Source organism: Pseudomonas frederiksbergensis (genome assembly GCF_003732705.1).
Lineage (GTDB): Bacteria > Pseudomonadota > Gammaproteobacteria > Pseudomonadales > Pseudomonadaceae > Aquipseudomonas > Aquipseudomonas frederiksbergensis_F.
The window spans coordinates 13,041-35,187 of sequence record NZ_MOBR01000001.1 but is presented as its reverse complement, the minus strand read 5'-3'; the positions used below and the strand labels follow the sequence as shown (position 1 = coordinate 35,187).

General features: G+C 59.0%; 20 protein-coding genes. 13 read left to right on the top strand and 7 right to left on the bottom strand.

Annotated elements, in window-relative coordinates; all coding sequences use genetic code 11:
• Positions 1 to 230: 230 nt before the first annotated feature.
• The 6 genes from fapA (at position 231) to fapF (ending at position 5,482) form a co-directional block, all read left to right on the top strand.
• Positions 231 to 668 (top strand): functional amyloid chaperone FapA, encoded by a 438-nt coding sequence (fapA, locus tag BK667_RS00180; protein WP_123596460.1) that lies wholly within the window; start codon positions 231 to 233, stop codon positions 666 to 668.
• Position 669: 1 nt separating this feature from the next.
• Complete coding sequence (gene fapB, locus BK667_RS00175) at positions 670 to 1,242, top strand: fibril amyloid subunit FapB (RefSeq protein WP_123596459.1); 573 nt, start codon at positions 670 to 672, stop codon at positions 1,240 to 1,242.
• 56 nt (positions 1,243 to 1,298) lie between these two features.
• Complete coding sequence (gene fapC / locus BK667_RS00170; protein WP_123596458.1) at positions 1,299 to 2,585, top strand: amyloid-like fimbrin subunit FapC; 1,287 nt, start codon at positions 1,299 to 1,301, stop codon at positions 2,583 to 2,585.
• A 63-nt stretch (positions 2,586 to 2,648) separates the two neighbouring features.
• On the top strand, positions 2,649 to 3,329 hold the full coding sequence (fapD, locus tag BK667_RS00165; protein ID WP_123509578.1) for a fibril amyloid maturation endopeptidase FapD: 681 nt from the start codon (positions 2,649 to 2,651) through the stop codon (positions 3,327 to 3,329).
• 33 nt (positions 3,330 to 3,362) lie between these two features.
• Positions 3,363 to 4,154, top strand: a complete 792-nt coding sequence (fapE, locus tag BK667_RS00160) for a fibril amyloid subunit FapE (protein ID WP_123596457.1) — start codon at positions 3,363 to 3,365, stop codon at positions 4,152 to 4,154.
• A 47-nt stretch (positions 4,155 to 4,201) separates the two neighbouring features.
• Complete coding sequence (fapF, locus tag BK667_RS00155; RefSeq protein WP_123509580.1) at positions 4,202 to 5,482, top strand: fibril amyloid transporter FapF; 1,281 nt, start codon at positions 4,202 to 4,204, stop codon at positions 5,480 to 5,482.
• Between the two features lie 80 nt (positions 5,483 to 5,562).
• Here the strand turns inward: fapF and BK667_RS00150 are convergent, their stop codons facing one another.
• Positions 5,563 to 6,888 carry a sigma-54 dependent transcriptional regulator gene (locus tag BK667_RS00150; RefSeq protein ID WP_123509581.1) on the bottom strand — a complete coding sequence of 442 codons (1,326 nt, stop codon included), beginning with the start codon at positions 6,886 to 6,888 and terminating at the stop codon, positions 5,563 to 5,565.
• Between the two features lie 342 nt (positions 6,889 to 7,230).
• Here BK667_RS00150 and BK667_RS00145 point away from each other — a divergent pair, with 342 nt between their 5' ends.
• The 3 genes from BK667_RS00145 to nhaB all read left to right on the top strand — a co-directional run bounded on the left by BK667_RS00145 (position 7,231) and on the right by nhaB (position 10,612).
• Complete coding sequence (locus BK667_RS00145) at positions 7,231 to 7,497, top strand: hypothetical protein (RefSeq protein WP_123509582.1); 267 nt, start codon at positions 7,231 to 7,233, stop codon at positions 7,495 to 7,497.
• 256 nt (positions 7,498 to 7,753) lie between these two features.
• A complete protein-coding gene (locus BK667_RS00140) occupies positions 7,754 to 9,043 on the top strand; it encodes an NHL repeat-containing protein (RefSeq protein WP_123596456.1) in 1,290 nt (429 codons plus the stop codon).
• Positions 9,044 to 9,109: 66 nt separating this feature from the next.
• Positions 9,110 to 10,612, top strand: coding sequence for a sodium/proton antiporter NhaB (gene nhaB / locus BK667_RS00135; protein ID WP_123596455.1), 1,503 nt, complete (start codon positions 9,110 to 9,112; stop codon positions 10,610 to 10,612).
• A gap of 115 nt (positions 10,613 to 10,727) precedes the next feature.
• On the opposite strand, the gene BK667_RS00130 is transcribed toward nhaB, so the two are convergent.
• Genes BK667_RS00130 through gnd form a run of 3 tightly spaced genes read right to left on the bottom strand, consistent with a single transcriptional unit; the run spans position 10,728 to position 14,049 of the window.
• Positions 10,728 to 11,552 (bottom strand): HAD family hydrolase, encoded by an 825-nt coding sequence (locus BK667_RS00130; protein ID WP_123596454.1) that lies wholly within the window; start codon positions 11,550 to 11,552, stop codon positions 10,728 to 10,730.
• Positions 11,549 to 13,072: a glucose-6-phosphate dehydrogenase gene (zwf, locus tag BK667_RS00125; RefSeq protein ID WP_123509586.1), complete on the bottom strand. Its 1,524-nt coding sequence runs from the start codon at positions 13,070 to 13,072 to the stop codon at positions 11,549 to 11,551. Before zwf ends, BK667_RS00130 begins: the two co-directional genes overlap by 4 nt.
• Positions 13,069 to 14,049 (bottom strand): phosphogluconate dehydrogenase (NAD(+)-dependent, decarboxylating), encoded by a 981-nt coding sequence (gnd, locus tag BK667_RS00120; protein WP_123509587.1) that lies wholly within the window; start codon positions 14,047 to 14,049, stop codon positions 13,069 to 13,071. Before gnd ends, zwf begins: the two co-directional genes overlap by 4 nt.
• A 273-nt stretch (positions 14,050 to 14,322) precedes the next feature.
• Between gnd and BK667_RS00115 the strand changes: the two genes are divergently transcribed.
• The 4 genes from BK667_RS00115 to BK667_RS00080 all read left to right on the top strand — a co-directional run bounded on the left by BK667_RS00115 (position 14,323) and on the right by BK667_RS00080 (position 19,641).
• On the top strand, positions 14,323 to 14,502 hold the full coding sequence (locus BK667_RS00115; protein WP_054614859.1) for a DUF6026 family protein: 180 nt from the start codon (positions 14,323 to 14,325) through the stop codon (positions 14,500 to 14,502).
• A 370-nt stretch (positions 14,503 to 14,872) separates the two neighbouring features.
• Entirely contained in the window at positions 14,873 to 16,621 is a 1,749-nt protein-coding gene (locus BK667_RS00105) for a phosphoethanolamine transferase CptA (RefSeq protein ID WP_123596452.1), read from the top strand.
• 227 nt (positions 16,622 to 16,848) lie between these two features.
• Entirely contained in the window at positions 16,849 to 19,089 is a 2,241-nt protein-coding gene (locus tag BK667_RS00095; protein ID WP_123596450.1) for a TonB-dependent siderophore receptor, read from the top strand.
• Positions 19,090 to 19,434: 345 nt separating this feature from the next.
• A complete protein-coding gene (locus tag BK667_RS00080) occupies positions 19,435 to 19,641 on the top strand; it encodes a hypothetical protein (protein WP_123596449.1) in 207 nt (68 codons plus the stop codon).
• An 85-nt stretch (positions 19,642 to 19,726) separates the two neighbouring features.
• Here BK667_RS00080 and BK667_RS00075 read toward each other — a convergent pair whose 3' ends face one another.
• The 3 genes from BK667_RS00075 to zapE form a co-directional block, all read right to left on the bottom strand.
• Entirely contained in the window at positions 19,727 to 20,218 is a 492-nt protein-coding gene (locus BK667_RS00075) for a GNAT family N-acetyltransferase (RefSeq protein WP_123509591.1), read from the bottom strand.
• An 84-nt stretch (positions 20,219 to 20,302) separates the two neighbouring features.
• Complete coding sequence (locus BK667_RS00070) at positions 20,303 to 20,884, bottom strand: DinB family protein (protein ID WP_123596448.1); 582 nt, start codon at positions 20,882 to 20,884, stop codon at positions 20,303 to 20,305.
• Positions 20,885 to 20,902: 18 nt separating this feature from the next.
• Positions 20,903 to 22,021: a cell division protein ZapE gene (gene zapE / locus BK667_RS00065; RefSeq protein ID WP_123509593.1), complete on the bottom strand. Its 1,119-nt coding sequence runs from the start codon at positions 22,019 to 22,021 to the stop codon at positions 20,903 to 20,905.
• Positions 22,022 to 22,147 lie beyond the last annotated feature (126 nt).

The following is a 22,147-nucleotide window of genomic DNA, read 5'->3' as shown; positions in this document are numbered from 1 at the left end:
TACGCCACTGATACAACCGGGGTTTCCGCGTCCCGGCAAGCAGCGCCGCCCGCATGGACGGCGAATTTGCCTGGCTCTGTCTCAGTGGCGTTACACAGTTTTTTTGACTCGCTCGAAAATTTTCGCCAACGCACTGTTTTCAAACGAAAAGCAAAAAGCGGCACACCTTCTGCTCTCTTCCTCGCAACGCTGATAAGGGCCAGCGTTTCATCACAGAAGGAATTGCCGCCGTGGGGAAATTTGATAACAGCATCTACAGCTTCCTGCTAATCGGATGCGCATTGGGCTCGATTGTCTGCCTGCCTGTTCAGGCTGACAACGGCATCATTACCATCAAACGTGATGTCCAGACCCGCAACGCAACGATTCCGCCGCTGATCCCGGACCCTCACCCAACTACCGTCAATGCCAACCCGTCCCAGCACATCCTCAATCAAACAAATGAGTTGAGCGACGGCGACTTTGCCGGTGTCGCCAGTGGTGCAGGCATCAGCAACCTGGTCACTCAAAACACCAACAACCTGGGTGGCAATATCAGCAACCAGACCCAACTTTCCAACCTGCCCGGTGGGCGTTCAGGCAATTCGGGCAGCGGCATCGCCAACATGGTCAATTCGAACGTCCAGCAAGGTCTGGGTGCTCTGAAAATCATAACGGGAGACCGGTAGCATGAATCGTTCGCTGCTGATTATCGCCATGTTTTGCAGTGCATCGTCCTTCGCCCAGTCTCCCGTCATCGATAACGCTGACATCGACAGTTCGGGCTCGCAGTACCAGGGCAATCTCGGGGTCAACCAGGCCGCCGGCGATCAGCAACAACAGGTCAACGCCCGGGCCATCGCGATTGGCACCAACGCCAATGCATCCACCCAGATTCGCCAACGGCTGCATTCACCCGCAGACCCCAGAATCGACGCCAGCTCCACCATTCAAGGTAACGCCTTCAGCCACGGTAACGGCGTGCTGGGCGTCAACCAGAGCTCGGGCGCCAACAACCAGCAGGCCAATGCCCTGCGGATAAGCATCAGTGCACAGCCGCAAAGTATCGACGACAGCGTCCTCCTTCAACAGAACGTGGCGCTGCTCAACAACTCCGATCCAACTGACTCCGCACCAGGCTATCGCCGGGTCGCTACCAGCGATCAGGCCTTCACCGGTAGCCGTGGAGTAATTCAGTTGAATCAGAGCGCCGGGGTGGGAAACCGAACGGCCAACACCGTGAGCGTACGGGTCGCGGATTGACCCAAAACAGGTAAAAAAAACAACACTTAACCTATAAATCAGTACGGAGAATCACCATGAAACCTTCGATGGCAATCAAGCCTCTGGTTTTCGCAATTGCTGCGGTCATGGCTGTTGCTGTACAAGCTGGACAAAGTGACGACCACCATAATGGCCACCACAATGGCCATAATAACAACGGTCAGCACACCCCTCCTCCAACCAAAATCCCTGTCTACGCCACGGCGAATGCGTGGGATACCCAAAGTAGTACCGATAACCGCATTAGCAACGCCGGGACTGTCAACAGTGCCGAGATGAACAACTCTGCCACAGGCACCAGCGGCAACGTCGGCGTCAACGTGGCTGGCGGCGACGGTAACCAACAAGACAACGCAGCTGCGATTGCCAACGCCGCCGCTGCTGCGCCTGATAATGCGTTCGTGTTCGGCAACGCCAGTGCCACGGCTTCCGTCACCCAAACCAGCCGCAACAACCGGGTCGACAACTACGGCAGCCAAGCTACTGCTTCTATGAGCGGTTCGGCTAATGGCGGCAGCGGCAACATGGGTGTCAACGTTGCGGCCGGCGACCTGAACCAACAGAAAAACACCATGGCCATTGCTAACACCAATGCTCCACTGGGTAACGCAACAGCCACCGCCTCTGCCGAACAAACAGGTCCTGGCCTGACTGTCAATAACAGCGCCGATCGTACCTATCGCGTGGATACGCTGACCTTCACCACCTCGGCCAGCGGCAGTGCCGACTACGCCAAGGCCAGTGCAGCGAGCGGCAGTAAAAGCTCTTCATCGAGCTTTGACGTGAGCGGTTCGAAAAGCTTCGATGCCAGTGGTTCAAAAAGCTTCGAGAAGAGCAGTTCCTCTAGCTCTAATTTGAATGCTTCGTTGAACGCTACGCTGGATGCTTCGGCTGCGGCTGCTCAAAATGCTTCCTGGGATAATGGCTATCACCATTCGGGTAGCAGCAGTTCGTCATCCGACGCTTCTCTGACCGCATCGCTTGATGCAACGCTGGACGTATCGGTCGATAAATCGCACAACAAATCGGGCAGCTCCTCGTTCGATAAGTCGTTCGATTCCTCGTTCGAAAAATCCGGCAGCAAATCCCATCAGTCCGAGTATGACAAACAGAAAGCCTACGCTGAGAGCAGTTCATATGATCTGAGCAACTCCGTTTCCTATCAAGTGCTGACTCCAACCGGCTGGGCCAACCCTGTAACCAACACTGCAACCCTGAGCGGTTCGGTGAATGGCGGCAGCGGCAACCTCGGCGTCAACGTGGCTGCTGGTGTGGGCAACCAACAAAGCAACTCGCTGGCCATTTCCAACAACTCGTTCTAATGGCTGTCTTTGGGGCCCCCTCACGGGGGCCCTTTTTCAACAACAACCAGAAGGCATCCCACCATGCGCATTATCGCCTTGGTATTTTTGCTTTGCGTGGCCAGTGTGATCGAGGCTGCACAGATGCCGCTTTCCGTCCTGCCGGGCGGCGCGGTGGTGTACAAGCCGATCCAGAGCGTACGCGAGCGTAAATTTGCCGACCTGGTGCAACAGAAAACCGACTTCAGTTGCGGCGCCGCGGCGCTGGCGACCATCTTGCGCCAGGCCTATTGGCTGGACGTGAGTGAGAATCAGATCATTGAAGGCATGCTGGCCCACTCGGATCAAAATCTTGTCCGCGTCCAGGGCTTCTCCATGCTCGACATGAAGCACTACGTGGAAAGTATCGGCATGCGGGCCCGTGGCTACCGGGTAGCAACGGAAACGCTGAATGAAATCAAAATTCCGGTGGTGGTACTCATGGACATCCGTGGCTACAAGCATTTTGTAGTCCTGCAAAAAGTGCAAAAAGACTGGGTCTATATCGGCGATCCGGTACTCGGACATAAACGCTACAAAATCGATGATTTTGTCAAAGGCTGGAACGGCATCATCTTTGCCGTCATCGGCCAGGGCTACGACAAAACCAATGCGCTGCTCGACCCACCCATACCACTGACGGCCAAGAGCCGTATCAACGCATTCAGCCCGGTGCAAGACGCGGAGTTGATGGATTTCGGATTCATCCAAAGCGACTTCTTCTAATAACAAGGGAGCACGAAGCTCCGGGAGCATCCAATGAAAACTTCAACCTGGCTGGCCGTGGTTTGCCTGGCCGCCAGCCTGCCAACCCAGGCAGCGACGTTCAAACCCATTGAACTGAAGGATCAGGAATTGGCGACCCTGCGCGGCCGATTTGTCATGCCGGGACGGATCGTCAGTTTCGGCATTGTCATGACCAGCACTTGGCAGAATGCCGAAGGTCAGTTGATCGGGGCGACGTCCGCGATGAAAATTCAACAATCGACCATCAAACCCCAGTTCTATGTGTCGATGATCGACGAAAAACCTGCTGGCCAAACGAGTTCGCAAGGCTCCGGCTCCGGCTCCGGCGCAGGCACAGGTTCCGTCACAGGTACAGGCACCGTCACTGGCGGTAGCGGCCTCAACACCACTGAAGGCGTCACTCAAGTCGTGCGTGCCGCCGGCGACAACAACACCGCCTACAACAACGTTGATATCAACGTCGCAAAAGCCAGCCAGGTCGACCAGGCTCCAGCAACGCCACCGCAGGGCCAGGCATTGGCCCCAGGCCAGACGTTGGTGGGCAACAATGGCGCGGGCTCGCTCAGCGTTTCCTCAACCGGTAGTGGAGTGCAACTCAACATCGTGGCAAACAACAACCAGGGCAGCACCGTACAACGCCTGGCCCAGGGTGGACTGATGCAGAACACGACTTTGCTTGGCAGTAGCAACCAGGTTCGCAACCTCACGTCCTTGAATGTCGTGCTGCGGGACACCGTGCCGACAGCCGGATCGCTCAACGGCAACCTGGATCAGCTTAAAGGTCTTCGCACTATCGGATTCTGATCTACGCTCAGTCTCATTCAGATCTAATCAGAAGGGACGGCTTACCCATGCACCGATCGTTAACGTTCAGAGCTATCGTCTGTTTGAGTAGCCTGACCCCGGCCACACTGCTATACGCAGCACCGGATCCTCAGGTCGAAGCATTAAAACAAGAACTCACGGAGTTGAAACAGCGTTACGAAGCACAACAGAACGCGCTGATGGTACTTGAGCAGCGTGTTCGCCAAGTCGAACAAGCACCTGCGACACCGGCGCCCAAACGCCTGACCAAATCCCCCGCCGAGCCGGCCAAGGGCGGCCAGACGGTGGCCACCGGTGCGCCAGGCACCTCCGGCAGCTCATACGGCCAATCGCTCAAGGACGATTCGGAGCCTGCGCAAAGCGTCTCCAACCTGTATGACGAGGCCAGCGGCTTCTTCGGTGGCGGCAAGTTCAGCCTCGAAACCGGCGTAACCTACACGCACTACGATACCCGGGCGTTAACGCTCAACGGCTTCCTGGCACTGGATTCGATTTTCCTCGGCAACATCAACCTCGACCGCATCAAGGCCGACAACTGGACCCTGGACCTGACCGCCCGCTATAACGTGGCGCAACGCTGGCAGTTCGACATAAACGTCCCGATTGTTTATCGCGAATCGACGTATTCCTCCGGTGGCGCGGGTGGCGCAGGTCCGGTGACGTCAGACGCAACCGTTACACGGGACCCGACCATCGGCGATGTGAACGTCGGTGTGGCTTACAAGTTTCTGGATGAGTCGGACAATTGGCCCGACGCGGTCGCGACCCTGCGCGTCAAGGCACCGACCGGCAAGGACCCTTACGGCATCAAGCTGGTCAGTGACCCGACCAACGATAACCTCTCGGTACCCCAAGACTTGCCTACCGGCAATGGTGTCTGGGCGATCACCCCGGGGCTCTCGCTGGTCAAGACCTTCGACCCTGCCGTGCTGTTCGGCACGCTGTCCTACACCTACAACATGCAAGACTCTTTCAGCGACATCAGCCCTCAGGTCGGCTCCAAGGTCAAGGGTGACGTGAAACTGGGTGATTCCTGGCAGGTCGGCGCCGGCATAGCATTCGCCTTGAACGAGAAGATGAGTATGTCGTTTTCGTTCACCGATCAGTTCGCCCGCAAGAGCAAGATCAAACCGGACGGTGGTGATTGGCAATCGATTTCCAACAGCGATTACAACGCCGCCAACTTCAACATCGGCATGACCCTGGCGGCTACGAATAACCTGACGATCGTGCCCAACCTGGCTATTGGCCTGACCGAAGACTCACCGGACTTTTCCTTCAGCCTGAAATTCCCGTACTACTTCTGATCCACTACAACGGCAAAGCCCCGCTGCGACTTCCATCGCAGCGGGGCTTTTTTGTATGGACCATTAAAAGATCTTTTGCGTTAACGGATCTGATGCTTGTGCAACAAACGGTAGAAGGTCGGCCTGGAGATCCCCAGCACTTTGGCGGCGATGCTCAAATTGTCGCTGTGGCGGTTAAGTACATCGCACAAGGCCTGGCGTTCAGCGCGGGTCTTGTAGTCTTCCAGGGTGCCCATCGGCGCGGCAATGGTCTGCTGGCTGATCAGCCCCAGATCTCGCGCTTCGATCTGGCGCCCTTCGGCCAGTACCAACCCGCGACGCACCCGGTTGGCCAGCTCGCGAACATTGCCCGGCCAGTCATGCTTGCCCATGGCGATCAGCGCGTCTTCGCTGAAACTACGCGGGCGGCGACCGGTTTCATGGCTATAGAAATGGGAAAAGTGGTTGGCCAGCATCGATAGATCACCGTGGCGTTCACGTAGCGGCGCGGTGACCACCTGCAAAACGTTGAGGCGGTAGTACAAATCTTCGCGAAAGCGTTTTTTCTCGATTGCCGCCTCAAGGTCGACGTGAGTCGCCGCCAGCACCCGCACATCCACCGGGATCGGCGTACTGCCGCCGACATGCTCGATGTGTTTTTCCTGGAGGAAGCGCAGCAGATTGGCTTGCAGCTCCAATGGCAGGTCGCCGATCTCATCGAGAAACAGCGTACCGCCATTCGCCGCTTCGATCCGCCCGATCTTGCGTTGATGCGCGCCGGTGAAGGCGCCTTTCTCGTGACCAAACAGCTCGGACTGGATCAGGTGTTCGGGAATTGCGCCGCAGTTGATCGCCACGAAAGGCTTGCTGTGGCGCTGGGATTGTCGATGCAGGGTGCGGGCCACCAGCTCCTTGCCGGTGCCGCTTTCGCCGCGGATCAATACCGGCGACTCGGTCGGCGCCAGTTTGCTTAACAACTTGCGCAGCTCGCGGATCGGTTTGCTGTCACCCAGCAACTCGTGCTCCGGCTGGTCGATGTGAATCGTGCCCTGCCCGCGCAGCCGCGCCATGCCGAATGCGCGGCCAAGGGTCACCTGGACCCGGGAGACATCGAACGGCAAGGTGTGGAAGTCAAAAAACCATTCACACACAAAATCCCCGACATTTTGCAGGCGCAGGACTTCCTGGTTAAGCACGGCAATCCACTCGGTGCCGCTGCGGCTGATCAATTCTTTGACGGCTTCAGGACGTTCCAGGTGGAACGGCTGCAATCGCAGGAGCCCGACATCGCAGGTGCGGTCGGCGGCGTTTTCCAGCGTACAGCTGTCAACATCCCACCCCACAGAACGCAAACCCGGCAAAAGACGATGGCAATCGTCGCAAGGATCAACCACTAACAGACGTCGTAAGGCAGGCGCTTCGATCATGACTGTTCCTTGGCGCCAAATTTAAGGAAATATTATTAAAAACAGTCATTTGGCGGACCTGGCTGTAACATTAGCAAGAATTTGACGGGGCCTTGTATCGTTTGACTATAGGAGTCTTAACTAATTAGTTATAAGAAGGAACTTTGTTAGTTGCCTAACGACTGAACCTTTCACCCAGCTTTCAAAAACTACCTGAATATTGAGTATATGAAAGAAAGTTGAATTTTCTTTGGATTGTGTGTGACCCAACCCCCTATTGAGCGCATCAGTACAAGTAACCAGCCGAACGGTAAGCCCAACCGACGGCCTATCACTTGATTGGGCATACAGAGAGAAGATCCCATGACCGCCCCGCTCCGTATCAACGAAGCTCTTTTGATTGCCGACCGCGCGTTCAAGCCATTTCAATGCGTCGCCTGGGCCCCACAAGACGGCAACGGCGAACTCAGCCTGAGCGTTATCGACCGCACCAACAACCGCATCGGCCGCGCGCAGATTCCGTGCAGTGCTTATTCCGATCCGGTACAACTTGAACATCTGCTGGAACAGGCGCGTGCTGCACTCAGCGAAGATGGCTACACCTTGCAATCGTGGTCCATGCCTCATTAATTAAAGATCAAAAGATCGCGGGGGAATAAACATCTCCCTGTAGGAGCAAAGCTTGCTCGCGATGGCGTTTTCAAGATCGCTATCGCGAGCAAGTTTTGCTGGTACTGGTTCCAAAAGACACTGTTCTGGCACAAAGCGACCCTCCACCTGTTAGTTATGACAGTTGTGCGGCCATGCATTCAGGGATTGAATGTTTCGCACGCGCAGTCACCCTTCCGGTTACCGGGATGAGGTCGACTGGCAAGGAGATGCGTGCATGTCAAACCAGACCGCTTTCGCCTGCCCCGCCACAGTCCATTCAGGTGGCCAGCTCGACCCGGATTTTGCCGCCGCCGGCAAAACCCAAGTGTATTTCGCCGGCAGTTCCTCAAGCATGGCCAACGGTGTCGCCATCGACCCGCAAGGCCGTTTGCTGGTCGCCGCCAAGGTCGGCACCCATGGCGGCAGCCGTTTTGGCCTGGCCCGCTTGTTGGAGGATGGCTCGGCAGATCTAAGCTTTGGCAATCAAGGCAGCCTGATCGGCCAATTCGCCCTGGGCTTCGAGGCCATGGCCAGCAAGGTGCATGTCCTGCCCAGCGGTGCCATTCTGCTGGCCGGCCTGCACTACGAAAACGCTCACCGCACCCTGCCCGCCCTGGCGCTGTTCGATCCCTATGGCCAGCCGGTTCGAAGCTTTGGCGACAACGGCCGCCAAGTGGTGCGGCTACCCGGTGATCTGTCCCAGGGATTGCGCGACGACTGGCTGCCACCGGGCGTGCCGGGCGCCGAAGCCTGCGATATCGCGGTACAGGAAGACGGTCGAATCCTGTTGCTGGCCAATCATCATTTCGAACTCGCCGACCACGTCGGCCTGCTGATCCGCCTCAATGCCAACGGCACCCTGGACAGCGATTTCAACGGTCGCGGCTTCGTGGTGGTCCGGCATCTGCTGATGAACACCTGGCTCGCCAGCCTCATGGTGCAACGGGACGGGCGAATCCTGGCGGGTGGCTCGATCAATTTCCCGGCGGAAGGATTGCTCGCGCGCTATCACGCCGATGGCCGACTGGACGACAGCTTCGCCGTGGACGGATTCATGACGTTCAAGGCACAGGGGCACAGCGCTCAAGTCAGCCAGATCATCCAGCAGGACAATGGTGACTTGCACTGTTTTGGCAGCAGTCGCGACCCGATGCACTGCCTGTCGCTGAAAATACACAGCAACGGTCGCCCGGATAATCATTGCAACGGCGGCCAGCCGCAACGCCTGGAAATTGGCCACAGCGGCTGCCAATGGACCGCCGCCCAGGCTCAACCGGACGGCAGCGTGATGGCCGTTGGCGCCACGATCGGTGGGGTCGAAGCCGATTTCATTCTGGCCCGGTACCTGCCGCAAGGGCATCTGGATCGTAGCTTTGCCAATGGCATCGGCTGGGTTCGCACGCGGTTGGGCCGCAGCCTGGACACCGCCACTTCCCTGGCCGTGCAGGACAACGGACGGATCGTCGTCGGCGGCTACTCACTGGACGGTAACTTCCGGGCGGTCGTGGCGCGATACCTGAACTAGCCGCTGCCCTTGATCTTCCCTGCCGCATCCGGCAAGTTGCGCGCTTCTTAATACAAGGAGTAGCCGATGTCCGGTTCGATGGCCCAGGCGTTCGCGCACAACTTTCTCGGGCACTCTCCCCGTTGGTACAAAGCGAGCATCGTCGGCTTCCTGATACTCAACGCCCTGGTGCTGTGGGCAGTGGGACCGGTGGCCGCTGGCTGGTTGTTGGTGCTGGAGTTCATTTTCACCCTGGCCATGGCGCTCAAGTGTTATCCGCTGATGCCCGGCGGGCTGCTGCTGATCGAAGCGCTGCTGTTGAAGATGACTACGCCCCAGGCGCTGTATGACGAACTGGTGCACAACTTCCCGGTGATCCTGCTGCTGATGTTTATGGTGGCGGGCATCTACTTCATGAAAGACCTGCTGCTGTTTTTGTTCTCGCGCCTGTTGCTCGGGGTGCGTTCCAAAGCGTTGCTGGCCTTGATGTTCTGTTTTCTGTCGGCGTTTCTGTCGGCGTTTCTCGACGCCTTGACCGTCACGGCGGTGATCATCAGCGCGGCGGTGGGGTTTTACTCGGTGTATCACCGCGTCGCCTCGGGCAACGATCCCCGTCAGGACAGCGGGTTCAGCGACGATCAGCATCTGCCCACACTGCACCATGAAGACCTGGAACAATTCCGCGCCTTTCTGCGCAGCCTGCTGATGCATGGCGCCGTGGGCACGGCACTGGGTGGTGTGTGTACGCTGGTTGGCGAGCCGCAGAACCTGTTGATCGGCCACGAGATGGGTTGGCATTTCGCCGAGTTCTTCTTGAAGATCGCCCCGGTGTCATTGCCGGTGCTGGCCGCCGGCCTGGTGACCTGCGTGCTGCTGGAGAAGTTGCGCTGGTTCGGTTACGGCACGCTGCTGCCAGACACGGTGCGCTCGGTGCTGGCCAACTACGCCGCCGAAGACAACGCCGAACGCACCTCGCGCCAGCGTGCGGCGTTGCTGGTCCAGGGCGCAGCGGCGTTAATCCTGATTGCCGGACTGGCGTTTCACATCGCCGAAGTCGGGCTGATCGGTTTGATGGTGATCGTGTTGATCACCGCATTCACCGGCATCACTGACGAACACCGCATCGGCAACGCCTTTAAAGACGCCATGCCGTTCACCGCGCTGCTGGTGGTGTTCTTCGCCGTGGTGGCGGTGATTCACGATCAGCAACTGTTCACGCCGCTGATTCAATGGGTGCTGGCCCTGCCGGCGGATCAACAACCGGGCATGCTGTTCATTGCCAACGGGTTGTTGTCGGCGATCAGCGACAACGTGTTTGTGGCGACGATTTACATCACGGAAGTGAAACAGGCATTCCTCTCCGGCCACATGAGCCGCGAGCATTTCGAAACCCTGGCGATTGCCATCAATACCGGGACCAATTTGCCGAGCGTGGCGACGCCCAATGGTCAGGCTGCGTTTCTGTTTTTGCTGACCTCGGCGATTGCGCCGCTGATTCGTCTGTCGTATGGACGGATGGTGTGGATGGCGTTGCCGTATACGGTGGTGATGGGGGTTTTGGGTTGGTATGCCGTGAGTTTCTGGCTGTAACCCCGCGCTGATCGTTCCACCACTCTGCGTGGGAATGCCTCAAGGGACGCTCCGCGTTCCAATGGGACGCGGAGCGTCCCGGGCTGCATTCCCACGCAGAGCGTGGGAACGATCATTACGCGTGAAGGAGGATGTATTGCTCGATGGCTTGCGCCGCGCCGTCTTCGGTGTTGGCGCCGGTGACCACATCGGCCTGGCGCCTTACCGCTTCCTCCGCCTGCCCCATGGCAATCGATAATCCGGCGCGATGGAACATCGCCGGGTCATTGCCGCCGTCGCCCAGTGCAGCCGTCTGCTCCAGCGGTACGCCGAGAAACTCCGCCAGTGTCGCCAGCGCCGCGCCCTTGTTGGCTTGCATCGCGGTCACGTCCAGGTAAATCGGCTGTGAACGGGAGACTTGGGCCTGGCCTTCCACTTTCGGCAGCAGCAGCGCTTCCAGTTCGATCAACAACTGCGCGTTGTTGCTGGTGGCGACGATCTTGTCGATGCGTTCCAGGTACGGCTCAAAACTCTCGACCACCACCGGCGGATAGCCCAAGCCGTGTTGTTCACGGGGAACCATCGGGCCGTTCGGATCCTTCAACAACCAGTCGCCACCGCTGAATACCCAGATTTCGATGTCCGGCCGGTCGGCAAACAGCGCCAGCGCGGTCAGGGCCGCGGTGGCCGGCAAGTAATGGGCGACCAGCAAACTGCCGTCCGGGTTGACGATGGTGCCGCCATTGAAAGCGGCGGTCGGCAGGTCGACGCCCAGGGCTTCGATCTGCTGCAGCATGGCTTTCGGTGGCCGGCCAGTGGCCAGGCTGAAGAAAACACCGGCCTCGCGCAATGCGCGGACCGCTTCGATCGTGCGCTGGCTGAGGCTGTGATCGGGCAGCAGCAAGGTGCCGTCCATGTCGCTGAGCAGAAAACGGATGGGGTGTTTCGCGGCGTCACTCATCCGAGACCGTGCCAGACGCGACCATCACGGGTCAGCAGGTCCTCGGCGGCCTGCGGGCCGTCCTCACCCGCCGCGTAGCCCTGCACGCTTGCATCCTGCTGCCAGGCGTCGAGGAACGGCTGCACGGCGCGCCAGCCGTTCTCGATGTTGTCGGCGCGCTGGAACAGCGTCTGATCGCCGGTCAGGCAATCGTAGATCAGGGTTTCGTAGCCGGTGGACGGCTGCATCTCGAAGAAGTCCTTGTAGGCGAACCCCAACTCGATGTTGGCCATCTTCAGCGCCGGCCCCGGCCGTTTGGCCAGCAGGTCGAACCACATGCCTTCGTTGGGCTGGATCTGGATCCGCAGGTAAGTCGGCTGCAACTCATCGACTTCGGTGTCGCGGAACTGCGCGTACGGCGCAGGCTTGAAGCAGATGACGATTTCGGTGTCGCGCACGCTCATGCGCTTGCCGGTGCGCAGGTAGAACGGCACGCCGACCCAACGCCAGTTGTCGATCATCACTTTCAGCGCGACGTAGGTTTCGGTGGTGCTGTCCGGCGCCACGTTGTTTTCCTGGCGATAGCCGGTCAACGGCTTGCCATCGACTTCGCCTGCGGCGTATTGGCCGCGTACCGAGTTGGCCCGCGCCTCTTCAACGGACCACGGCCGGATCGCGCCGACCACTTTGGCTTTCTCGCCACGGACCGCATCGGCGCCAAACGCGGCCGGCGGTTCCATGGCCACCATCGCCAGCAACTGGAACAGGTGATTAGGCACCATGTCCCGCAAGGCGCCGGTGTGTTCGTAAAAACTGCCACGGGTTTCCACGCCGACGGTTTCCGCGGCGGTGATCTGTACGTGGTCGATGTAATGGTTGTTCCAGAACGCTTCGAACAGGCTGTTGGAGAACCGGCTGACCAGAATGTTCTGCACGGTTTCCTTGCCCAGGTAATGGTCGATCCGGTAGATCTGCTTCTCCGACATCACCTTGAGCAAACAGGCGTTCAAGGCTTCGGCGGTTTGCAGGTCGGAGCCGAACGGTTTTTCGATCACCACCCTTCTGAAGGCTTCGGGCGTCTCTTCCAGCAAACCGGCGCTGCCGAGGCGGCGCACCACTTCACTGAAGAAACGTGGCGCGGTGGCCAGGTAGAACACCGCGTTGCCGGTGCCGCTGTCGGCGATTTTTGCCGCCAGGGCTTGATAGGTGCTGTCGTCCAGGAAGTCGCCCTGGACGTAGCTGATGCCTTTGGCCAGTTTGGCCCACAAGGCCGGGTCGAGGGCGTCATCGCCCTTCCCCACCTTGGCGGCTGCTTCGGTGCGAATGAAGTCTTCGAGCTTTTGCGCGAAGGCTTCATCGCTGATGGCGTTGTGGTCAACGCCGATGATCCGCAGTCCATTGCCAAGCAGGCCGTCGCGACTGAGGTTGTACAGGGCCGGCATCAACAGACGCTTGACCAGATCACCATGGGCACCGAACAGGAACAGCGTGGTCGGTGGTGCGGGTTCTGCCTTGGATTTCCTGCGGATCGTATTGGTCATTTTTTCGAAGTCTCCACATGGCCGCCGAAGCCGAAGCGCTGGGCCGAGAGAATTTTGTCGCCAAAGGTGCCTTGGCCACGGGAACGGTAGCGCGAGAACAGAGAGTTCGACAGCACCGGTACGGGCACCGACTGCTCCATGGCGGCTTCGATGGTCCAGCGACCTTCGCCGCTGTCAGCCACCGAGCCGGAGTAACCGTCGAGTTTCGGATCGCTGGCCAGGGCATCGGCGGTCAGGTCGAGCAACCACGACGACACCACGCTGCCACGGCGCCAGACTTCGGCGATGTCGCCGACGTTCAGGTCGAAGCGCTGATCTTCAGGCAAGTTCTCGCTGGATTTGGTTTTGAGAATATCGAAGCCTTCAGCGAAGGCCTGCATCATGCCGTACTCGATGCCGTTGTGGATCATCTTGACGAAGTGGCCAGAGCCCGCCGGACCGGCGTGGATGTAGCCGCGTTCGGCACGATCGTCATCGGACTTGCGGTCCTTGGTGCGCGGGATGTCACCCAGGCCCGGCGCCAGGCTTTCGAACAGCGGATCGAGGCGAGTCACGGTTTCGGCGTCGCCGCCGATCATCATGCAGTAACCGCGCTCCAGGCCCCAGACGCCGCCGGAGGTGCCGACGTCGATGTAGTGCAGGCCTTTTTCCTTCAGGGTCTTGGCCCGGCGGATGTCGTCTTTATAGAAGGTGTTGCCGCCGTCGATGATGGTGTCGCCGGCTTCGAGCAGGTTGCTCAGGGTTTCGATGGTGTCTTCGGTCGGTGCGCCGGCCGGTAGCATGACCCAGATCGCACGCGGTTTGGCCAGGCCTGCGACCAGCGCCGGCAGGTCGGCGACACCGGTGGAGCCTTCTTTGGCCAGGTTCTCGACGAAGGCGGTATTGCGGTCGTAAACAACGGTGGTATGCCCATTGAGCATCAGGCGGCGCGCAATATTACCGCCCATGCGGCCCAGTCCAATAATCCCGAGTTGCATGTGCTGATGCTCCTTACTACAAATAAAGTGTGTCAAAGGTTATAGCCCAACGCGACCAATGTGGGTTAGTCCAGAGCATTGGGATGAAGTTTCCGGGCATTGTGCCCGATTCACATTGATAACGTCGGGAATCGTGCCGAAGACACACCGACCATGAAAAATAAAAAAGTTCCCTTCAGGGGCAAAAGAAATCAAAATCGGCGCCGATAGTGAAGGTGTCGCTTGAAAGAACGACACAATCACAGTTGATGCAGGCCATTTGCGAGGTGAGCAATGGACACAATCGTTACCGCACGTCCCCCACAAACTCTCTACGTCACGATTCGTCGTGATGAACTGCGCCAATTGAAAGACGAGCGTGACACCTTGAAGACCCAGGTGGCCCAGCTCCGGCAATTGTTGCAGCAACAGGCTCAGCTGTCGGGGCAACCGATGCCCTCACTAAGCGCCTGATTCCTCCCGGATCTCTTCAAGCCCCTGCAAACGAGCTTTTTTGTGGTGAGGGGGCTTGCTGTGGCGAGGGGGCTTGCCCCCGTTGGGGTGCGAAGCGCCCCCCGCTTTTCCCAAGCCCCCCCCAAAAAAGAAAGAGACTGCTGCGCAGTCCAACGGGGGCAAGTCCCCTCGCCACAAAACCCGCTCCCACAATGAAAAGCCATTCGTGCCAAAGCTTCCTGTCGCGCTCCTGAACGAAACTCACAAAGTTTTCACATTCGTCTAGCGATACTCCCGATCCTTGTGGCTGTTCGGTTCTCGTGCAGCGTTTTCTCATAGGTTCGTTTGATGACGCCGGTGAATCCATGACGCCGGTGGGAGTACGTACTTAATGGCTTTGTTCAAACGCAGCAAACCGTCTGCGACAGGTTTCGATTGGGCCGGGTTGATCTGGCTATTTGTCTTCTTCTGGTACTTCTCCGGCATTACCCAGCTGCTAATCCAGTTGACCGGCACATCCGGTTTCAGCGGGTTTCGCCAAGCCTTTGTGATGAGTGCCGTGTGGCTGGCGCCAATGCTGTTGTTCCCCAAGCGCACCCGTCTGCTGGCTGCGCTGATCGGCGTCGTGCTGTGGGCCTGCTCGATGGCCAGCCTGGGTTACTTCTTCATCTATCAGCAGGAGTTTTCCCAGAGCGTCATCTTCATCATGTTCGAGTCGAACGTCTCTGAAGCTGGCGAGTACATGACCCAGTACTTTGCCTGGTGGATGGTGCTGGCGTTCCTCGCTCACACGGCGTTCGCCTACTTCCTGTGGACGCGTTTGCGTCCGGTGTACATGCCCCGCGGACGTGCGCTGGTGGCTGCGACCGCCATCCTGATCGCGGTGGTCGGTTACCCGCTGATCAAGCAAACCGCCCGTACCGGCAGTTTCGCCGGCGGTTTCGAGAAGTTCGAAACCCGGATCGAGCCGGCAGTGCCGTGGCAGATGGCCGTGGCGTATCACCGTTACCTCGACACCCTGGCTGGCATGCAAGACATGCTCGACAGTGCGAGCAAGATCGCGCCGCTGAAAAACCTCAAGAACACCATGGCCGACCAGCCTTCGACCCTGGTGCTGGTGATCGGCGAGTCCACCAACCGTCAGCGCATGAGCCTGTACGGCTACAACCGCCAAACCACCCCGGAACTGGACAAGCTCAAGGATCAACTGGCGGTCTTCAATAACGTCATCACCCCGCGCCCCTACACCATCGAGGCGTTGCAACAGGTGCTGACCTTCGCCGACGAAGAGAACCCGGACCTGTACCTGACGACCCCGTCGCTGGTCAGCATGATGAAACAGGCGGGCTACAAGACCTTCTGGATCACCAACCAGCAGACCATGACCAAGCGCAACACCATGCTCACCACGTTCTCTGAACAGGCTGACGAGCAGGTGTACCTGAACAACAACCGCAACCAGAACGCCGCCCAGTACGATGGCGACGTGATCGAGCCGTTCAACAAGGCCCTGAGTGATCCGGCGGCGCACAAGCTGATCGTTGTGCATTTGCTCGGTACGCACATGAGCTACCAGTACCGTTACCCGCCGACCTTCGACAAGTTCAAGGACCGCACCGGGGTTCCGGCCGGCGTGCGCGACGACGAAGTGCCGACCTACAACAGCTACGACAACGCGGTGCTGTACAACGACTTCGTGGTGTCGAGCCTGATCAAGGATTACGCAAAGGTCGATCCGAACGGTTTCCTGCTGTACCTCTCCGACCACGGCGAAGACGTGTTCGACTCTCCTGGCCACAACACCCTGGGGCGTAACGAGAACAAACCGACGGCGCCGATGTACACCATTCCGTTCATGGCCTGGGCCTCGCCGAAATGGCGCGACACCCACGACTGGAGTTTTGCCGCCGACCTGAGCCGCCCTTACAGCAGCTCGCAGTTGATCCACACCTGGGCCGACCTCGCGGGCCTGAGCTTCGATGAACTGGACCGCAGCAAGAGCCTGGTGAGTGACAGCTTCAAGCCGCGCCCGTTGTTGATCGGCAACCCTTACGAGCGTGAGCAACGCCCGCTGATCGACTTCAGCCTGATGAAACCCAAAGCCGCCGTGACGGAAGTGCCATCGGTCGTCAAGCAGTAACACCGCAATACCCCATGTGGGAGCGAGCCTGCTCGCGAAGGTGCCAGTACATTCAACATTGATGTTGAAGCTGCCAACCTCTTCGCGAGCAGGCTCGCTCCCACATTTTTTTTGCGCGTTGAAACATCCATAGATGACAATTATTCTCGTTTAAAGCTAAATCCCCCCTCTCCCCTTCGTCTTTGAGCAAACGGAATTTTTCCCTCGAAGACAAGGAGTCGGCTGCGATGTTCGCGCCTATCACCCGTTCCATGACCTTGACCCTTGGGCTGTGCAGTGCAGCCCTGAGCCCGGATTTGCTGGCAGAAACCGAACCCGACAAGGACCCTGCCGCCAACGCCCTGGAACTCGCCAGCACCCGCGTGACCGCCGAAGGATTGGGCAGCACCACCGAACACACCGAGTCCTACACCACCGGCGCCATGAGCACCGCCACGCGGCTGAACCTGTCGATCAAGCAAACACCCCAGTCAGTGTCCGTGATCACCCGCCAGCAAATGGACGACTTCAAGCTCGGCACCCTCTCCGAAGCCATGAGCCAGACCACCGGCGTGGTGGTCCAGCACAATGACTCGGATCGGGTGAGCTATTCGTCCCGTGGCTACGAGATCAACAACTTCCAGATTGACGGGATGCTCAACACCTTCGGCCGCATGAAGTCCGACGCCGACACCATCATCTACGACCGCATCGAAGTGGTTCGCGGCGCCACCGGGTTGACCACCGGCGCGGGCGACCCGTCGGCCACCATCAACATGGTGCGCAAACGCCCGACGGCGCAATGGCAGGCCCAGACCGGCGTCAGTGGCGGCAGCTATGACGATTACTACAGTTACATGGATGTCGGTGGCCCGCTGGCGTTCGACGGACGTTTGCGCGGGCGCAGCGTGCTGGCCTATCGCGACAGCCAGTCGTTTCGCGACCATTACCAATTGCAACGGGAAGTCGGCTACGGAGTGCTGGAGGCCGATCTCACCGACGACACGCTGCTGGCGGTGGGTTACGACTACCAGGACAAACAGGTCCAGGGCACATCCTGGGGCACGGTGCCCTATTGGAATTCGTCCGGCGGCAAGGCCGACCTGGGCCGTTCCACCCACATGACGACGTCGTGGAGTTCCTGGCCGCTGAAGGACAAGACCGCCTTCGCCAACCTCGACCAGCAATTGGGCGGCGGCTGGCATCTGAAGGCGGCCTACACCCACCGCGAGAGCGATACCGACGGCAAGGTTTACTACGGCGGCGGTGGCTTCCCGAACGAGGATCGCAGCGGCATGAGTGCCTACCGTGGTCACATGCTCGGCACACAGAAAATGAAAACCTATGACATCAACGTGGCCGGACCTTACGCGTTGTTGGGCCGCGAGCACGAACTGATGTTCGGCTATGGCGAAGCCGAGCGCAGCGCCGAGTCGCCCTACACCGTGGGCGGGGCCGTCCCTGCGGGCTACGGCAACATCCCCGACTGGAAATACATGGGCGGCATCGCCAAGTTTCCCGACACGGTCACCGGCCTCACGGGCGCTTCGGATAGCACCCGCCAGAAGGCCGGTTACCTGGCCACGCGCCTGAACCTGAGCGACCGCTTTCACGCAGTACTCGGCAGCCGCTACGGCAGCTGGAAAGCCTCGAAAATAAGCAACCGTTACGATAAAAACCTGCAACTGACCGGCGTCGAAACCACCAGCCAGCAACAAAGCGATATCTGGACGCCCTACGCCGGACTGCTATACGACCTCACGCCCGAGTACACCGTCTACGCCAGCTATACCGACATTTTCAAACCCCAGGACAATCGCGATGCCAATCGCCAATACCTGGAACCGGTGGTCGGCAGCAACTATGAACTCGGCCTCAAGGGCAGCCTCTTGGACGAACGCCTGAACGTCGCCACGGCGTTGTTCTGGAGCAAGCAGGATAACGTCGCCGAACTGGACGACTCGGTCCCACAGGACCCGTTGACGAGTGAGCAGTTCTATAAATCCGGGGGCAAGGGGCAGAAGGTCCAGGGCTTCGAAGTCGAAGTCTCCGGTGAAGTCATGACCGACTGGAACATGACCGCCGGTTACACCTACACCCACGCGGCCAACGGCGACAAACAGCGGGCCAACACGGCGGAACCGTTGAACCTGTTGCGCCTGTCCACGGCCTATCGCCTGCCTGGTGAATGGCATGGGTTGACGGTGGGCGGCGCAGTGAACTGGCAAAGCGATATCTGGGGCAAATCCGAACGCCCGGTCGGTCGGGACGCCCAGGGCGACTTGATCACCGAGAGCGCGAAGATCCGCCAGGAGGCCTACACCGTAGTCAAATTGATGTCGCGCTATGAGTTCGACCGGCACCTGTCGGCCTCGTTGAACGTCGATAACCTGTTCGATAAAAAGTATTACGACAACGTCGGTTTTTATAACGGCGTGTTCTGGGGCGACCCACGGACCGTGACGCTGAGCCTGGACTGGAAACTCTGAGGCTTGCGCGCAATCTACCGTGGGAGCGAGCTTGCTCGCGAAGGCTATGTCCCATTCTCCATGGATGGTGCCTGACACACCGCTTTCGCGAGCAAGCTCGCTCCCACAGGGATCTGCGTCGAACGCAATACCCGGTACACCACAGATCCACTGTGGGAGCGGGCTTGCTCGCGAAAGCGGTGTGACATTCAGCATAGATATTGCCTGACACACCGCCTTCGCGAGCAAGCCCGCTCCCACATTTTGATCTCGGTTAATTCAGACTTAATTGGGTCTGCCGATACTGCGCCCACGCCCTTGAATCACGGATGAAAGGCCCCCGTCATTCTTAGTGGGAGATACACCATGAAACCAGTCAACCTGATCTTCGCCGGCCTGCTTCTTGTCGGTTCCGCCAGCGCATTTGCCGAAGGCGGCGCAGAGCGGATGAAGCATCACTGGGACAACTTTCCGGTCCACACGGCGCAAAGCCAGACCGATCAGCGACCAAGCGGTGAACTCCGGGTCCCGGACGATCAAACCGCGCAAGTGACCGAATATTACAAACCCTGAACCATGAACCTCTGACGGCCCCTGCTCCGCCGTCAGAGCTGACACCTTGGGCGTCCTGATGGACGCCCTTTTTTATGCCCGGGATTTACAGCGCCTTGATCCAGAACTGCATGCGGCCATGGGCCGGGTCAAACATGCCGGCGGCAAAGCCGAACTTGGCATAGGACGCCTGGGCGATGTCATTGCCTTCCAGGACTTCGAGGGTGATTTTGCAGCAACCGCGCTGGCGGGCGATGTCTTCGACCTTTTGCAGCATCTTCTGGCTCAACCCCAGGCCGCGGAACTTCGCCACCACCGCCACATCGTGCACGTTGACCAACGGGCGGCAGGCGAAGGTCGAAAAGCCTTCAAAGCAATTGACCAGCCCCGCCGGCTCGCCGCCGACGAACGCCAAAACGCTGAACGCAAATGAACGCTTGGCCAGCTCCGCCGGCAGTTGCTGCAGCACGTCGGCGGGCAGCGATTCGCCGCCACCCATCGGGTCTTCAGCGTAGTGATTCAACACCAGACAAATGGCCTCGGCATGCACCGGGTTGGTGTAGCTGGCTTGAAGCACAAGTATTTCTGCGGATTCCATTTCCACCCTCGAACACAACATCAAATTGGCTGCGGACATTAGCGCGGGGGCTGGAGTGGATCAAGATCAAAAGATCGCTGGCTCTTAGTGCCCCCAAATCAACTCTTCAGTCCAACCCAACTCAGCAAAATCCCCGGCCCGCAACCCCGCCTCCCCGGCGCAAAAAAACTCGTCCAGTTGCGGCGGTTTAACGGTAGTGCCACTGAGCATGCCGTGAACCTGTCCGCGATGATGGATCTGGTGTTCGAACAAATGGGAAAGCATGCGCAACCGACTGTCGTGCTGTGGCGTGTCACGGGCGATGGTCACCAGACGCCCGAGGTCGGCGTCACGCAATTGTTCGCAATAAGCGATCAACCGTCGGTCAACGCTGGCCTGTTCGTGCTTGAGGTCCCCAGCGTCGGTGAAGGGTTGTTCATCCTTGAAAAACACATAGCAATCAGGATGCGGCACATCACCGCGCAACTCGCGCTCCAGGGCATCCACATAAAACCAGTCACAGGTCAGGATGTGGTTGAGGGTCGCACAAAGGCTCGGGAAAAAACTGACCCGCGTCGCGGTCAGTTCCGACGCGCTCAATTGACCCCAGGCCTTGGCCAGTCGGTGGTTGGCCCAGGCGTTCTGGTAGGCCATGGTCAGCAAATGGTGAGACAGAGGCTGATTCATCGTCGTTCCTCCTGATGCTCAAGTGTCGGCAAAGCGTTGCAGCTGCATTTCCTGCAAGCGACTGAGGGTGCGGCGGAACGGGAATTCCAGGTAACCCTCGGTGTACAAGGCATCCATCGGCACCTGGGCTTCGAGGTACAGCGGCACCTTGCGGTCGTAGCACTCGTCCACCAGCGCAATGAAGCGGCGCACGCCGTCGTCATGCACCGACAACTGGGGCAACTCGCGGTCACCGGCCACAACCCGTTCCACGCCGTCTTCAGTGCCCCGGGCGATGCGCCCTGCGCGTTTTTGCGCGCTGAGGTTGGGCACTTCGCTCATCAGAATAGCGCTGTAGGTGTCGCACAGGGCCATGAAGTCCATGGCGGCAAAAGGCTGCTCACAGAGATCGGCGTAGCGACACCAAAGCACCGTGGCGCTGGCCTGCACCACATGGACGCTGCGGTAGCCGACCTGAATCGGATCAGCGGACACCGACTGGCCAGCGGTCAGGGCCTTGAACGCGTCGGCCAATCCGCTGGGCTGATCGAGTGCCCCCACCCAATAACGCTGCAACGCCGTGCCGGGGTGCAAGCGATGGTCTTCGCCGCCATCCACTGCGATCACCTGCATGTGCTGCTTGATCGCCTCGATGGCCGGGGTAAAACGGTCGCGATTGAAACCATCGGCATACAGCTGATCCGGCGGCTGGTTGGAGGTACTGACCACCACCACGCCTTCCTCGAACATCACCTGGAACAAACGGCCGAGAATGATCGCGTCGCCGATGTCGTTGACGAACAGTTCATCGAAACACAACACCCGGACTTCCTGGGCCAACTCACGGGCCAGAGCTTTGAGCGGGTCAGCGGTGCCCGTCAATTGAAACGAACGCTGGTGCACCCACCCCATGAAATGGTGGAAATGCTGGCGCCGGGCCGGCACCCGCAGGCTTTCGTAGAACTGATCCATTAACCAGGTCTTGCCCCGACCCACCGGGCCCCAGAGGTAAACACCGGTGATCGACTTGCGCCCTTCGTGCAAGGCTTCGTGGCACTTTTGCAGGGCCCAGACAGCATGTTCCTGGGCCTCGTCCTGGACGAAGCCCTTGTGTTCGACGGCGTATTGCCACGCGCTTAACGGGGAATCGAAAGTCATAGGGCCGCGCTTCAGGTTTGAAGCTGAGCAGTATGCCAGTCAATAACTCATTTAAAACACTGTGATCCCTTGTGGGAGCGAGCCTGCTCGCGAAAGCGGTGTGTCAGTTACTGAATATGCTGGCTG